Annotated in this window: 15 protein-coding genes; 8 read left to right on the top strand and 7 right to left on the bottom strand. The window is 69.4% G+C overall.

The window, feature by feature from the left end:
- Positions 1 to 12: 12 nt before the first annotated feature.
- The gene (locus BO221_RS01695; RefSeq protein ID WP_073558574.1) at positions 13 to 510 is read right to left on the bottom strand and encodes a sterol desaturase family protein; all 498 of its coding nucleotides are present in this window, start codon (positions 508 to 510) and stop codon (positions 13 to 15) included.
- Between the two features lie 237 nt (positions 511 to 747).
- Between BO221_RS01695 and BO221_RS01690 the strand changes: the two genes are divergently transcribed.
- Positions 748 to 1395, top strand: coding sequence for a lytic transglycosylase domain-containing protein (locus tag BO221_RS01690; protein ID WP_073558573.1), 648 nt, complete (start codon positions 748 to 750; stop codon positions 1393 to 1395).
- A gap of 58 nt (positions 1396 to 1453) precedes the next feature.
- Positions 1454 to 3130, top strand: coding sequence for a von Willebrand factor type A domain-containing protein (locus tag BO221_RS01685; protein WP_073558572.1), 1677 nt, complete (start codon positions 1454 to 1456; stop codon positions 3128 to 3130).
- Here BO221_RS01685 and nagB read toward each other — a convergent pair.
- Positions 3127 to 3867, bottom strand: a complete 741-nt coding sequence (gene nagB / locus BO221_RS01680) for a glucosamine-6-phosphate deaminase (RefSeq protein WP_073559402.1) — start codon at positions 3865 to 3867, stop codon at positions 3127 to 3129. The genes BO221_RS01685 and nagB overlap by 4 nt on opposite strands.
- Before the next feature lie 236 nt (positions 3868 to 4103).
- On the opposite strand from nagB, the gene BO221_RS01675 reads away from it, so the two are divergent.
- The 4 genes from BO221_RS01675 to BO221_RS01660 all read left to right on the top strand — a co-directional run bounded on the left by BO221_RS01675 (position 4104) and on the right by BO221_RS01660 (position 8531).
- Positions 4104 to 5141, top strand: coding sequence for a 6-phosphofructokinase (locus tag BO221_RS01675; RefSeq protein ID WP_073558571.1), 1038 nt, complete (start codon positions 4104 to 4106; stop codon positions 5139 to 5141).
- A 29-nt stretch (positions 5142 to 5170) separates the two neighbouring features.
- Entirely contained in the window at positions 5171 to 5935 is a 765-nt protein-coding gene (gene xdhC / locus BO221_RS01670; RefSeq protein ID WP_073558570.1) for a xanthine dehydrogenase accessory protein XdhC, read from the top strand.
- A 114-nt stretch (positions 5936 to 6049) separates the two neighbouring features.
- Positions 6050 to 7657 carry a S8 family peptidase gene (locus tag BO221_RS01665; RefSeq protein WP_073558569.1) on the top strand — a complete coding sequence of 536 codons (1608 nt, stop codon included), beginning with the start codon at positions 6050 to 6052 and terminating at the stop codon, positions 7655 to 7657.
- Between the two features lie 79 nt (positions 7658 to 7736).
- Positions 7737 to 8531, top strand: a complete 795-nt coding sequence (locus tag BO221_RS01660; RefSeq protein WP_073558568.1) for an endonuclease/exonuclease/phosphatase family protein — start codon at positions 7737 to 7739, stop codon at positions 8529 to 8531.
- A 33-nt stretch (positions 8532 to 8564) separates the two neighbouring features.
- On the opposite strand, the gene BO221_RS01655 is transcribed toward BO221_RS01660, so the two are convergent.
- Both BO221_RS01655 and BO221_RS01650 read right to left on the bottom strand, forming a co-directional pair.
- Positions 8565 to 9302, bottom strand: coding sequence for a hypothetical protein (locus BO221_RS01655; protein WP_143195210.1), 738 nt, complete (start codon positions 9300 to 9302; stop codon positions 8565 to 8567).
- 176 nt (positions 9303 to 9478) lie between these two features.
- Entirely contained in the window at positions 9479 to 10207 is a 729-nt protein-coding gene (locus tag BO221_RS01650) for a hypothetical protein (protein WP_143195209.1), read from the bottom strand.
- A gap of 257 nt (positions 10208 to 10464) precedes the next feature.
- Here BO221_RS01650 and BO221_RS01645 point away from each other — a divergent pair, with 257 nt between their 5' ends.
- Both BO221_RS01645 and BO221_RS01640 read left to right on the top strand, forming a co-directional pair.
- Entirely contained in the window at positions 10465 to 11301 is an 837-nt protein-coding gene (locus BO221_RS01645) for an aldose epimerase (RefSeq protein WP_073558565.1), read from the top strand.
- Between the two features lie 9 nt (positions 11302 to 11310).
- Positions 11311 to 12516, top strand: a complete 1206-nt coding sequence (locus BO221_RS01640) for a threonine synthase (RefSeq protein ID WP_073558564.1) — start codon at positions 11311 to 11313, stop codon at positions 12514 to 12516.
- A gap of 97 nt (positions 12517 to 12613) precedes the next feature.
- On the opposite strand, the gene ddpX is transcribed toward BO221_RS01640, so the two are convergent.
- From ddpX to BO221_RS01625, 3 genes are read right to left on the bottom strand one after another with little or no spacing between them, the layout of a single operon-like run.
- Complete coding sequence (gene ddpX, locus BO221_RS01635; protein WP_073558563.1) at positions 12614 to 13267, bottom strand: D-alanyl-D-alanine dipeptidase; 654 nt, start codon at positions 13265 to 13267, stop codon at positions 12614 to 12616.
- 1 nt (position 13268) lies between these two features.
- Positions 13269 to 13973: a 7-cyano-7-deazaguanine synthase QueC gene (queC, locus tag BO221_RS01630; RefSeq protein ID WP_073558562.1), complete on the bottom strand. Its 705-nt coding sequence runs from the start codon at positions 13971 to 13973 to the stop codon at positions 13269 to 13271.
- Positions 13960 to 14580 (bottom strand): hypothetical protein, encoded by a 621-nt coding sequence (locus BO221_RS01625; protein ID WP_073558561.1) that lies wholly within the window; start codon positions 14578 to 14580, stop codon positions 13960 to 13962. Before BO221_RS01625 ends, queC begins: the two co-directional genes overlap by 14 nt.
- Between the last annotated feature and the right edge of the window lie 7 nt (positions 14581 to 14587).

The following is a 14587-nucleotide window of genomic DNA, read 5'->3' as shown; positions in this document are numbered from 1 at the left end:
GAGAGGGTTCTCTCAAGCAGCGGGGACCCGGGCCTCGGCCAGGGCGGGCGTCCCCAAGTGCTTGCGGCGCGTTCCCATCACGTAGTCGAAGAGCGGGTACGTCACGCACCAGTTGGCGTTCTGGTCCTTCCCCATGTGGTGGTCGTAGTGCCACGGCAGGTACTCGCGCGCCCAGTTCTCATCCAGGTGCGCCCGCCGATGCACCACGTAGTACAGCAGCGTGGAGGCCCACACCGTGGCCACGAACCACGGCGCCCACTTGAGCAGGGGAAGGTGGCCCACCACGATGGCCGCGAGCCCCAACACCTCCTTGCTCTGCGGCGTCCAGCTCCACAAGGGCCCCCGGTACTGCGCGTCCACCATCTCGTGGCGCCGCGAGCGCTGGTGGTGCTCGTGCCAGTGGAAGCTCCAGAAGCTCTTGTGTCTCTTGCCCAACCCGTGCAGCACGTACCGGTGCAGCAGCCACTCCCCGAAGTTGGAATACACCAGGCCCAGTGGAATGCCGATCATCTCGCCTGCTCCTCGCGAGACGCCCCGGGCCCCCGCGGCGCCCCGCCTGAAATGCTGACCACCCGTTCATCAGGAAGATAATGACCATCCCGCCGCAGTGCGTCGGGTGCACGCGGGAACGAGGTCGCTGGCCCGCCCAGGGCCCCGGCCCGCCCGCCGGAAGTTGGACGAGAGGCCCGGCCGCCCGTATGGAAGGAAGCTGTGCGGCGGAGACGGGACAGCGGCGGGTTTCCTTGGGTGAAGGTGGCGCTGTGCGCCGTGCTGCCGCTCGTGTTGCTCAACTTCGCGGTGGCCTTCTTCGGCGACACCTCCGTGTCCCCCTTCTCCCTGTCCTTCCTGAAGCAGAAGGCCCACGCCCTCGCCGCGTACGCGCGCCACCGGCCCTCGTGCATGCTCGAGGGGCACCCGGAGCTCACGCCCCTCATCCGCGACACCGAGCGCCGCCACCGCATCCCCACCGGCCTGCTGGAGGCGCTCGTCGAGGTGGAGTCCAACACCCGGCCCCACCGCATCTCCCCCGCGGGCGCCATGGGCCCCGGCCAGCTCATGCCCTCCACCGCGAGCCTGCTGCGCGTGGAGGATCCCTTCGAGCCGGCACCCGCCCTCGATGGCAGCGCGCGCTACCTCGCCGAGCAGCTGGAGCGCTACCGGGGCAACGTGCGGCTCGCCGTGGCCGCCTACAACGCCGGGCCCGGCAACGTGAATGGCCGTGTCCCTCGCAACGGGGAGACGGAGTTCTACGTGGACCGGGTGCTCACCCACTACGAGCGCCTCCGGCCCCGTCCTCCTCCCCGGCCCGCGAAGCCCGCTCCCGCCGCGAAGCGTCAGGCCCGGCCGGTGAGCACCCCCCGCCATCCGCCCGTTGACCGACCCTCCGCCGGATGACCGACCTCCGCCGGATGACGGACGCGCGAGCCCCGGAGGACATGCGATTCCCCCTCGCATGAAACGAATCGCCGGCCTCTCGAAGCTCGCCGTCATCACCCTGGGCGTCCTCGCCCTCGCGGTGGCCACCCTCTCCTTGTTCGGCAACAACATCCGCAAGCTCTTCGGATCGAGCGCGGCCTCGCTCTCCGGCGCGGAATACGCGAACGGCGGCGCCATGGCGAACCGGCACTTGCAGCGCAAGTCACTGAAGAGCTTCGGGGCGAACGACGAAGGGGGCTCGTCCGCGGCCCCTTCCCTCACGTTCGCGTCGGGAGCGCCTCCGCATGTGCCCCCTCCCCCGGCCCCCACCGAGCCCGTCTCCACCGGCAACACCCACGCCGAGCAGCGCCCCAACCCCTTCACCCTCACGAGCGAGGACCGCTTCTCCACCTTCGCCGTGGACGTGGACACGGCCTCGTACACCCTCTTCCGCCGCCAGGTGGCCGAAGGCGGCCTGCCCGCCCGTGACTCCATCCGCGTGGAGGAGTGGATGAACTACTTCCGCTACCGCTACCCCGCCCCCGAGGAGGGGGACTTCCGGGTGGACCTCGAGGGCGCGCCCTCGCCCTTCACCCCCGGCCGCCACCTCGTCAAGGTGGGCCTGCAGGGCCGCAACCTCGCCAAGAGCCAGCGCAAGCCCACCCACCTCGTGTTCCTCGTGGACACCAGTGGCTCCATGGGCCAGCCGGACAAGCTGCCGCTCGCGCAGACCGCCATGAAGCTGATGGTGGACGGCCTCAACGAGCAGGACACCGTGGCGCTCGTCACCTACGCCGGCGGCGTGCGCGACGTGCTGCCCCCCACCTCCGCCGTCGAGCGCGACACACTCTTCGCCGCCATCGACGCGCTCACCAGCGGCGGCGGCACCGCCATGGGCGACGGCCTGGAGATCGCCTACCGCCACGCCGCGAAGAAGGCCGGCTCCCAGCGCGTCTCGCGCGTCGTCGTCCTCACCGATGGCGACACCAACCTCGGCCGCAACCTCACCGCCGATGCCATGCTCGCCAGCGTCCAGGGCTACGTGCAGGAGGGCGTCACCCTGTCCACCATCGGCCTGGGCATGGGCAACTACCGCGATGACCTGATGGAGCGGCTGGCCAACAAGGGCAACGGCAACTGCTTCTACATCGACAGCGAGCGCGAGGCCCGCCGCGTCTTCCAGGAGCGGCTCGCCGGCACGCTGGAGGTCATCGCCCAGGACGTGAAGATTCAGGTGGAGTTCGACCCCGCCACCGTGCGCGGCTACCGGCTGCTGGGCTACGAGAACCGCGCCATCGCCGACCGCGACTTCCGCAACGACAAGGTGGACGCGGGAGAGATTGGCGCCGGCCACACCGTCACCGCCCTCTACGAGGTGGAGCTCGCCGGCGAGGGCGCGAACGTGGCCACCGTGCGTGTGCGCGCCAAGCGTCCCGGCGGCGTGGAGGCCGCCGAGCAGCGCTTCTCCCTGGAGCGCTCGGGGCTGCACGGCTCGCTGCGCGACGCCTCGGCCAACCTGCGCTTCGCCGCCGCCGTGGCCGGTACCGCGGACATCCTCCGGGGCGCGCCCCAGGCCGGGGACTGGAGCCTCTCCACCGCCGAGTCGCTCGCCGAGGGCGCCGTGGAGGGCATGAGCGATCGCGCCGAGTTCCTCGGGCTGCTGCGCCTGGTGCGCGAGCGCACCTCCCAGTCCGTGGCCAGCGGCCGCGACTAGCGCGAGCCGTCCACGCCCCGCCCGGCCTCGGCGTCCAGCCAGACCTCCACGTTGCCGTGGAGCTGGAGGAACGAGGCCGGACACATGGGGGTGACGGGGCCGCGCAGCATGGCCGTCACCGCCGCCGCCTTGCTCACCCCGAAGGCCAGGAGGATGATGCGGCGCGCCTGAAGCAGTCCCGCCATGCCCAGCGTGAGCGCCGCCAGGGGGACCTTCCAGACGTCGTCCCCGAAGAGCGAGGCCACCGCCAGGCGGGACTCCCGCGACAGGCGCGCCCGGTGGCTCCCCGCCTGGAGGCTGTCCCCCGGCTCGATGAAGGCCACGTGCCCGTTGGGCCCGATGCCCAGCAGCAACAGGTCCAGCCCTCCCGCCTCCGACAGCTTGATGTCGTAGCGGACGCATTCCCGCTCGGCCCGCTCCGCGCTCCCATCGAAGAAGTGGATGCGCTCGGGTGCCAGGTTGACGTGCTGGAAGAAGTGCCGCTCCATGTACGCCCGGTAGCTGCTGGGGTCGTCCGGCGCCAGCCCGAGGAACTCGTCCAGGTTGAAGGTGGTCACCCGCGAGAAGTCCACCTGCCCACGCTGGTGCAGCGCCACCAGCTCCCGGTAGACGTTGAGCGGAGTGCGGCCCGTGGGCAGCCCCAGCACCAGGGATGGTTTCTCCCTGATCGCGGCGGCGACGAGGGCCGCGCAGGCGGCGGCGGCTTCAAGCTCGGAGGCGAAGACGCGGACGTTCAAGGCACCCATCAGCATAGGCCAGGCCCTGGCGCCCGACCAAGCAAGACGTCACCCGTTGCATCGGCTTCTGTCCTGGAGGCCGCGCGGGTAGACCCCACAGGCCGGGGGGGCCCTGCCCGCCCGCCTCCGTTCCAACCTGGCCTTGCCCCACTGGCCGGATGCCACCGTGGCTGGCGGGCGGTTTGCCTCAACTTCGCGGATGATTCGGCTTCGAGGTGGGTTAGAAGGACTACCTCATGAAAGTCGCCGTCCTTACAGGCGGGGGTGATTGCCCCGGCCTCAACGCGGTCATCCGCGCCGTTGTCCGCCGGGCCAGCGCCCATGGCTTCGAGATGATGGGTCTGCGTGACGGGTGGAAGGGTCTCCTCGAGGACAACCACTTCCGCCTCACGCGCGAGACCACCTCCGGCATCCTTCACCGCGGTGGCACCATCCTGGGCACCTCCCGCGTCAACCCCTTCAAGGTCGAGAACGGCCTGGAGAAGGTCAAGCGCGCCATCGAGCGCCATGACATCCACGCCGTCATCGCCATTGGCGGTGAGGGCACGCTCTCGGCCGCCACGCGCATGGCCAAGGAGGGCCTGAAAATCGTGGGCGTGCCGAAGACGATCGACAACGATCTCAACGGCACGGACTTCACCTTCGGCTTCGACACCGCCGTGACCATCGCCACCGAGGCGATCGACCGGCTGCACTCCACCGCCGAGTCGCACAAGCGCGTCATCGTGTGCGAGGTGATGGGACGGCACGTGGGGTGGATCGCCACCTACGCGGGCATGGCCGGCGGCGCGGACGTGATTCTCGTCCCCGAGGTTCCCGCGGACCTGGTGCGGGTGGCCGAGCACATCAAGCACCGGCACGCCACCGGGCGCTCCTTCTCCATCGTGGTGGTGGCCGAGGGCACGCGCATCAAGGCGGGCGAGGACCAGCAGGAGCACCTGGTCACCTCGGGCGCGCTGGACGAGGCGGGCCGGCCCCGGCTCGGTGGCGTGGGTGCCATCGTGGCCAATGAAATCGAACGGCGCACGGGCTACGAGACGCGCGTGTCGGTGCTGGGCCACATCCAGCGCGGCGGCGCCCCCACGGCCCATGACCGGGTGCTGGCCACGCGCTTCGGCGTGCACGCGTGCGACATGGTGGCCCGGGGTGAGTTCGGCAAGATGGCCGCGCTCCGGGGCAATGAAATCATCAGCGTGGACCTGGCGGAGGCCACCCGGGAGCTCAAGAAGGTGCCCCAGGAGTTCTTCGAGGTCGCCCAGGTCTTCTTCGGTTAGCCCGGGGCGGGGGTAGAGTGTCCCCTGCCATGGACCTTTACGCGCAGATGGCGGCCCTGGTGGCCGAGGGCCGCCCGTTCGTACTGGCCACCGTCATCGAGAGCGCCGGCAGCACGCCGCAGAAGCCGGGCTCGAAGATGGTGGTGCTCGAGGATGGAAGCCTGCGGGGCACCGTGGGCGGTGGTGCCATCGAGCATCAAATCGTCCAGGCCGCGCGGGCCCTGCTGGAATCCCCGGAGAGCACGCGCGTCATCGAGACGCACCTCACGCACGAGCTGGGCATGTGCTGTGGGGGCCGGATGAAGGTGTTCCTGGAGAAGCACGGGGCGCCGCCGAGACTCACGGTGTTCGGCGCGGGGCACGTGGCGCGCGAGCTGGCCCTGCTGGCGCACCGGGTGGGCTTCCGGGTGACGGTGGTGGACGCCCGGCCCGAGTGGGCCACCGCCGAGCGGTTTCCCGGCATCGAGCTGGTGCTGAAGGACCCGGCGGATTACGCGCGGACGCTGAGCGGGGGCACCGGACACTGCTTCTGCATCACCACGCACGACCATCCGCTGGACCAGGCGGTGGTGGAGGCGCTGCTGGACAAGCCCTCGGCCTACCTGGGGGTGATTGGGAGTCGGCGCAAGGCCGAGCGCTTCCGGATGCGGCTGAAGGCCGCGGGCTTCTCCGACGAGGCCGTGGCCCGTCTGCGCTCACCCATGGGCGTGGAGATTGGCGCGCTGACCCCGGAGGAGATCGCCGTATCCATCGTGGGTGAACTCATCCAGGTGCGTAGAAAAAGAAAAGAATAGCATTAGAAACATGACAGACCGGCATGACAGGATGGGCATGTAAGGACTGGTTCTCCAGAAATCCCGGGGTGAACCAGGCCTCACCTGCCGTCCCCCCTTCCTGGAGAGAACCCCATGCCGAAGTCGAACCGTCTGTCCGGCCGTCCGGTGCTCCACGCCCTGCTGGGCCTGTCCCTGTTGTCCGTGGCTCCCGAGGCCGAGGCCGCATCCAAGCCGCTGGTGCCGCGCGCCCTCGCCGTCCGGCACACCGGCCGGGAGCTGCCCGCCGACACCTACGTGGAGCGCCTGGTGGTGAAGTTCCACGAGGGAAGCCGGGTTCGCCTGCGTGGCAAGTCACTGACGGCCCTGGCCTCGGAGCGCGGCCCGGCCGAGCGCGCGCTGCTGTCCACGCGCGGCCTGCGCGCCGAGCGCGTGGTGGCCGACGCCGCCACCGTGCAGTCCCTGCTGGAGCGCGCCCCGCGCATCGGCGCCCTCTCCCGCCTCTTCGATGCGGACGAGTCCACCCTGGAAGCGAGCAAGGCCTCCGGCGAGGAGCAGAGCGGCCAGCAGCTCGCGGACCTGAACCTCTACTATGAGGTGCCGCTGCTGCCGGGCACCACCGCCGGACGGGTGGCGGACCTGGTCGCCTCGCTCAACGCCCTGGAGGGCGTGGAGGTGGCCTACGCCGAGCCGCCCCCCGAGCCCGCCATGGTGGACTTCGCCATGAACGCGGCGCTGCGCTCGCTGCTGGCCGCCGCGGACATCGCCCCCACCACGCCCCTGTACGAGGCCAACCAGGGCTACCTCAACGCCGCGCCCGGCGGCATCGACGCGAAGTACGCGTGGACGCTGGCGGGCGGCAAGGGCCTCAACGTCAAGGTGGTGGACATCGAGGGCGGCTGGCGCACCACCCATGAGGACATGCCCACCCTCTTCACGCAGATTGGCACCCAGCTCAACGACCTGGGCTGGCGCAACCACGGGACGGCGGTGCTCGGGGAGATCGTCGGCGTGGCCAACGCCTACGGCGTGACGGGCATCGCCAACCAGGCGCGGGCGGGCGTGTCGGGCATTGGCAACCAGAGTACCGCGACCGCCATCACCAGCGCCGCCAACGCGGTGGGCCCGGGTGGCGTCATCCTCATCGAGTTGCATTCGAAGGGGCCGTCCGACGGCACGGCGTGCACCTGCAACACCACCCAGTGCGACTACATCGCCATGGAGTACTGGCAGGCCAACTACGATGCCATCGCCACGGCCACCGCCAACGGCGTCATCGTCGTGGAGGCGGCGGGCAACGGGAGCGCCAACCTGGACAGCAGCGCGTACGGCACCGCCTTCAACCGCAGCGTGCGGGACTCGGGCGCCATCGTCGTGGGCGCCAGCACCTCCACCACGCGCGCCCCCATGTGCTGGACCAACTACGGCAGCCGGGTGGACGTGCACGGCTGGGGTGAGAAGGTCTACTCCATGGGCTACGGCGCCCTGTTCGGCTCCAGCTACGGCGAGGACCAGTTCTACACGGCCACCTTCAGCGGCACCTCCAGCGCCTCGCCCATCATCACCGGCGCGGCGGCCAGTGCCCAGGGCGTGGCGCTCGCCAATGGCCGCCGGCTGACCTCCAAGCAGATGCGCGGTGTGCTGAGCACCAACGGCACGCCGCAGGCCGCGGACGCGCGGAAGATCGGCGTCCTGCCGGACCTGCGCAAGGTGCTCCCCAAGGTCATCTCCGGCAGCTACTGAGCGGCGGTGCGGGCCCTCGGGGAGACGTGCCCCGAGGGTTCCCGGAGAAGTCCTCGCGGCATTGGGGTAGAGAAGCACCATGGCGCTGAAGGTGATGACCCTCAATGTCCTCTTCGGAGGGCAGGACCGCTTCGAGGCCCTGCTCGCCCTGGTGAAGCAGGAGAGCCCGGACCTGCTGGTGCTGCAGGAGTGCCTGGGTTGGGACGATGGTGAGCGCCTGCGCCAGGTGGCCGCCACACTGGGTCCCGAGGGCGCCGTCCACGCCCACCTGGGCGCCGCCCGCCCGCGAGGCAGCGGCAACTGCTACCACGTGTCCGTCCTCAGCCGCATGGCCCCGCGCTCCATCCGGGTGCACAACAACCCGCACTTCATCGGCCACGCGCTGGTGCAGTGCGAGTTCGACACCGGCGAGGGCCCGCTGACGGTCTTCGGGACGCACTACGACGCGCACTACGAGACGCTCCGCTTCGTCGAGGCGCGCTACCTGCGCTCGCTGCTGGACCCCACCGCCTTCCGCGAGGGCCTCTACCTGCTGGCGGGGGACCTCAACTCGCTGTCACGCAAGGATCCCTACCCCGTGGACCTCGCCGACCAGCTGCGTCTGGCGGGCGTGGACAAGTACGGCCACCCGCCCCGCTTCGACGTCATCGATGACGTGGAGTCCTTCGGCTGGGTGGACACCCTGCGCCACCGGCCCGCCTCGCCCGCGTGGGTGACCGCGCGCCGCGTCCGCAACGGCGTGACGATCGACTACCGCACGGACTACATCTTCGCCTCGCCCCGGATGGCCGAGCGGCTCGTCAGCTCCGAGGTCATCGACGTGGGCGAGGCCACCGACCACAACGCGGTGGTGGCCACCTTCCGCACCCATTGAGCCCAGACGGACCCCGGGCGGGCCCTCCGTCCCTCACGGGGCGGCGAACACCACGGGCACCCGGGACGACCTGGTCCGCGTGAAGCTGCAATCGGAGAAGTCACAGCGCGTGACTCCCGGGTCGTAATCCCCCTCGAGCCCGATGAAGCCCTCACCCGCGGGGACCTCGGCGGGAACCGTGATCGAGAGGCGATTGCCGTCCCTCACGTAGCCGTGGTTGAAGTGGAAGTTCTGCTCTCCGCTGAAGAACGACAGGGCCTCGAAGCTCGGAGGGTTGTCGAGGAACGCGGCGGCTGTATCGGTGGCCGGCGAGCGCTCCACCACCAGGGTCTGCCCGGGGTGCAGAACGCCATCCTCGGGGGAGACGATGCGGATGGACATCGGCGCGAACACATTCTGGAACTCCACGACGCGCTCGAGGCCCAGGTCGAAGAGGCGGAAGGTGATCTTCTCGCTGTCGGCCGGGGCCACGCCCGTGAACCAGATGGATTCACAGCCCTGCTTGAACTTCTTGAACTTGCTCCCCCGGCCCCGGATGTCCGCCGGCTTCCCGTTCACGGTGGCCTGCGCCGTCATGGACAGCACCGCGCAGTCACCGTCAGGGTTGGACTCGAAGTCGGTCGCCTGGATGCTCACGCTGAAACGCACGAGGCCGTCACCGGCGTCCTCCGCGGAGTACACGTTGAAAAAGCTGGTCCTGCTCTCGTCCTGCAGGCCACCACAGCCCACCGCCATCGCGAGCACACCACCGAGCATCAGCTGTCGAATCATTCCGTTCACCATGGCCGAGGTGCGTAGCATCGGACATGCCAGGGGCTGACTCCGAGGGAGGAACGGCCTCTCGCCGCCGCCCTGTAGCGGGAGGTGCATGCGCACATGCAGCGGGATGCACACCTCTGCGCATCTCGACCCCAGGCGGGGGCGGGTCCGGGCGGGCCTTCCGTTCCTCACGGGGCGGTGAAGACCACAGGCACCTGGCCGGACGACTTGAGCCGAGTGAAGCGGCACTGGGTGAAGTCGCAGCGCGTGACTCCCGGGTCGTAATACCCCTCGATCGCGATGAAGCCCTCACCCGCTAAGACCTCGGTGGGAACCGTGAACGAGAGGCGATTGCCGTCCTTCGCGAAGTTGGGGACGAATTGGGTCAGCCGCGCTCCACTGAAGAACGACATCAGCTCAGGGCGCGGGGGACTGTCACGGCCCGCGGCGAACGTATCCGTGGCAGGCGAGCGCTCCACCACCAGGGTCTGCCCGGGATGCAGGACGCCATCCTCGGGGGAGACGATGCGTATGGACAGCGGCTCGAACACGTTCTGGAACTCCGCGACACGATCGAGTCCCAGGTCGAAGACGCGGAAGGTGATCGTCTCGCTGTCGGCCGGGGCCACGCCCGTGAACCAGATGGGTTCACAATACCCCATGCGCTCCTTGGACTCGCCCCCCCGGCTCCGGATGTCCGCCGGCTTCCCGTTCACGGTGGCCTGCGCCGTCATGGACAGCACCGAACAACCACCGAAGGGGACGAACGTGTGGAGACCCACGTTGAAGCGCACGAGGCCGTTACCGGCGTCCTGCGCGGAATTCACCGTCAAGGAGCTGTCCCGGCTCTCGTCCGCCAGGCCCCCACACCCCGCCGCCATCGCGAGCACACCGCAGAGCATCAGCCGTCGAACCATTCCGTTTTCCATGAGCCGAGGCGCGCAGCATCAAACATGCCAGGGGTCCGACCCGGGAGCGGAACGGCCTCTCGCCTCTGCCCTGTACCGGGATGCGCATGCACGCATGCATCGGGCTGCACCTCCCCCCGCGACACCCCGGTCATACCTGCATGGAAGATGACACGGTGCGTCTCTTCCCGGGGTGAACGCGGGCCTTCTCCTGGTACAAGCCCGGCACCCGCGCCACGTCCGGCGCGGCGCGCCTGGAGGAGAACATGGTGGTGCTCACGGATGAGGGCTCTCGCGCGGAGGTCGTCCCCGAGCGCGGGGCGCTCGTCAGCCGCTTCATCGTCGAGGGCGAGCCCATCCTCTTCCTCGACGAGAGCACCCTGGCCGACCCCACGAAGAACGTGCGCGGCGGCATCCCCGTGCTCTTCCCCGCTCCCGGCGTCCTCCCCGGCAACACGTACACGGCGGACGGCCGCGAGTACCCCATGCGCCGCCATGGCTTCGCCCGAGACCTGCCCTGGGAGGTGCGCAGCCAGGAGACGTCCCGCGTGGTGCTCGCGCTCGGGCACTCGGAGCAGACCCTGCGCGAGTTCCCCTGGCGCTTCGAGGCCCGCCTCACCGTGACGCTCCTCGGCGCGGGGCTCCACCTGTCCTTCAGCGCCGAGAACCGCGACTCGCGGCCCATGCCCCTGCACCTCGGCTACCACCCGTACTTCCACGTCCCCCAGGCCAACAAGGCCTCCGCCAGCGTCGAGACCGATGCCTCGCGCGCCTGGGATAACCGCAAGGGCGCCCATGTGTCCCTCACCGGATTGGACCTCACCGGGCCCGAGGTGGACATGCACCTGCTCGACCACTCGCTGCACGGGACCACGTTGGAGCGCGGGCCTGGATTGCGGCCGGTGGAGCTCGCCTGGAGCCCCTCCTTCACCACGCTCGTGGTGTGGACGCTCGAGGGCCGCGACTTCGTCTGCGTGGAGCCCTGGACCGCCCCCGGTGGCGCCCTCCAGACCCGCCAGGGCCTGCTCACCGTAGCGCCTGGAGAGACCTTCTCCTCCGAGTTCGAGATCAGCGTCGAGCCAATGGCCCGCTTCGTCCGCTAAAAGGCGGCCATGTCCTTCCTCTCCCACCTCGAGTGCTCGCGCTGCCGCAAGACGCATGACGCGGACCGGGTCCAGAACCTGTGCGACTGCGGCGGCCCGCTGCTCGTGCGCTATGACCTGAAGGCCGTTGCCCGCGCCGTGCGCCCCGCTGACCTCGCCGGCCGTGTGTCCTCTCTGTGGCGATACAGAGAGGTGCTCCCCGTCCGCGATGACAAGAACATCATCACCCTCGGCGAGGGCATGACGCCGCTGTTTCCGCTCCCACGGCTGGGTGCGGAGATTGGCCTGCCCGACCTGTGGTTGAAGGACGAGGGGTTGAATCCCACTGCCTCGTTCAAGGCCCGCGGTGCCGCCACCGGTGTCAGCCGCGCCCGGGAGTTGGGTATCCAGGCGCTCGCCATGCCCACCAACGGCAATGCGGGTGGTGCATGGGCCAGCTATGGCGCTCGCGCTGGCATGTCCGTCACGCTCGTCATGCCCACCGACGCCCCCGCCATGAGTGTGTTGGAGGCCACCGCCGTCGGCGCCAACGCGTACATGGTGCGGGGGCAGATTACCGATGCTGGCGCCATCGTTGGCCGCTCGGCCAAGGCCCATGGCTGGTTCGAGGCCGCCACGCTCAAGGAGCCGTACCGCATCGAGGGCAAGAAGACGATGGGGTATGAGATCGCCGAGCAGCTCGGCTGGACCCTGCCCGACGTCATCCTGTACCCCACCGGCGGAGGCGTGGGCATCATCGGCATCTACAAGGCCCTGCTGGAAATGCGCGAGCTGGGCTGGCTTCCCGAGAACGTCCGCTTCCCCAAGCTCGTCGCCGTCCAGGCCGAGGGCTGCCAACCCATCGTGAAGGCCTTCCGCGAGGGCAAGGACGTCTCCGAGAAGTGGGAGAACGCGTCCACCGTCGCTCAGGGGATTCGTGTTCCCAAGGCGCTCGGCGACTTCCTCGTGCTCCAGGCCGTGCGTGAGACCGGTGGTACGTGTGTCGCTGTTCCGGATGCGGACACGATGTGGGGGCTGGAACGCATCAGCCGCATGGAGGGCGCTTTCATCTGCCCCGAGGGCGCCGCACTCGTGGGGGCCGCGCGCATGCTGCTTCGCGATGGGTGGCTGGAGGCCGGTCAGCGCGTGCTGCTGCTCAATACCGGGGCGGGTATCAAGTATCCGGATGTCATGAGCCCGAAGCTGCCGGTGCTCGAATTGAACGCCACGCTTTGATTCGCGGCGTGGGCCACGGGCTCAACCCCGGGCCCTGATACCCTCACCCCGTCCCTCTCCCGAGGGGAGAGGGGTTGTGACGGGGTCTGGCACGGAGTTACTGGGGCTTGGGCTCCGCAGCGGGCTTGGGCTCCGCGGCCGGACTCGCGGCCTCGGGCTCCTTCGTGAACGGCACGTCCAGCACCGGCAGCTTCGTCGCTCCCGGCAGGTCGTAGTGCCACCACTCCATCGCGTTCCTCTTGAAGCCCGCTCCCTCCATCGCCTTCCGGAGGATCTCCCGGTGCTTCCTCGACGCCTCCGTCCCTCCCTGGTAGCTGTGGTGTGCCTTCGGCTCGAATGAGTCGAACTCCGTCGGCATCTCCACTTCCTGACCGTCCATCGTCGTCAGCGTCAGGTCCACCGCCGCCCCCCGGTTGTGGTTGCCCCCCTTCTTCGGGTTCGCCACGTAGCCGGGCTTCGGGAGGATCTTCCACATCTGCCATTGCACCGCGATCGGCCGGTAGCAGTCGTACACCTTCAGCCGGTACCCCTGCGCTCGCAGTGTCTCCGCGGCCTTCGCCAGCCGCTCGGCCGCCTCGTGCCGCAACATGCAGCGCGCCCCGTCCGGGTACACCTTCTGCTTCAGGAAGTTGTCCGGCGTGGCGTACTTCATGTCCACCACCAGGTCCTTCACCACCTCCGTGGCGTCCACCACCGGCGTGCTCCCCGCCGCCAGCCACAGCCCCATCGCCACGCTTGCCACTCCTGCCATCTCAGGCTCCCTTCACGTAGGGCGTCGGGTCCGCGACCCCCGCCTGCTCGAATCCCCGGCGCCTCAGCACGCAGCTGTCACACCGCCCACACGCCCTCCCCTCCCCGTCCGGGTCGTAGCACGAGTGCGTCATCGAATAGTCCACCCCCAGCTTCACCCCCGCCTGGATGATGTCCGCCTTCGTCATCCCCGACAGCGGCGCCCTCACCTCGAAGCGCGTCCCCTCCACCCCCGCCTTCGTCGCCAGCGTCGCCATCTGCTCGAACGCCCGGATGAACTCGGGCCGACAGTCCGGGTACCCGCTGTAGTCCACCGCGTTCACGCCAATGTAGATGACGCTCGCCTCCACCACCTCCGCCAGCCCCAGCGCCAACGACAGGAACAGCGCGTTGCGCGCCGGCACGTAGGTGATGGGAATCCCGTGCGACAGCTCGCTCTCGGGCCGGTCCTTCGGCACGTCGATGTCCGCCGTCAGGGCCGAACCGCCCACCTGCCGCAGATCCACCGTCACCACCCGGAAATCCTTCACGCCCATCGCCTGCGTCACCCGGCGCGCCCGATCCAGCTCCACCACGTGCCGCTGCCCGTAGGACACCGCCAGGCACACCGGCTCGAAGCCATCCGCCTTCGCCATCGCCAGCACCGTCGTCGAGTCCAACCCGCCCGACAGCAGCACCACTGCCTTCTTCTTGCTATTGCCCGCCATTGAAGCGCCGCTTCCCTTCCAAGCCATACACCGCCGTGCACGACACCGTGCACTTGCACTGCGCGCTCTTCCCCGGGAGGAAGGTCACCCTCAGCTCACCACAGGCCCTCTCCGCGTCGTAACCATTCGCCGTGGGGCCCGGCACCGAGCCATCCGGCATGCCCCCATCCGGCATGTTGCCGCACCGGCTCGCAATCGCCCGGTCCTGGCTGTCGCTCAGCACCACCACCGACATCGTCTCGTCCAGCTGCGCGCCCTCACAGCCCTCGCCACAGCTCACGAGCTGGGCCGCCGCCCGGTGGACCGTCGTGTAGCGCTGCGCCGGCGCATCGAACGTGGCCTTGCGCGAGAAGCCCTCGAGGGTGAACCACACCCCGGCATCCGTGCTGTCCCGCGAGAACGTGCCCGAGAAGTCGAAGCCACCGTCCACCAACCGGTTGAAGTCGCCTCCGTCCGCCTTGCAGTCCGTCCGCACCCAGTTGGCCTGGGCATGGAAGTCGAACGTGCCGATGGTCATGTCTCCCGGGTACACCGTCTCGGACACGCACGCGGCAACCAGGGCGGCAACGGGGAGCGACACCAGCAGCAGTCGTCTTGTGGCGAGCATAGGGTCT

The sequence above is a fragment of the Archangium sp. Cb G35 genome, from assembly GCF_001896145.1.
Taxonomy (GTDB): Bacteria; Myxococcota; Myxococcia; order Myxococcales; family Myxococcaceae; genus Archangium; species Archangium violaceum.
Note: the sequence above shows the minus strand (reverse complement) of the source record. Positions and strands in the feature narration are given on the sequence as shown.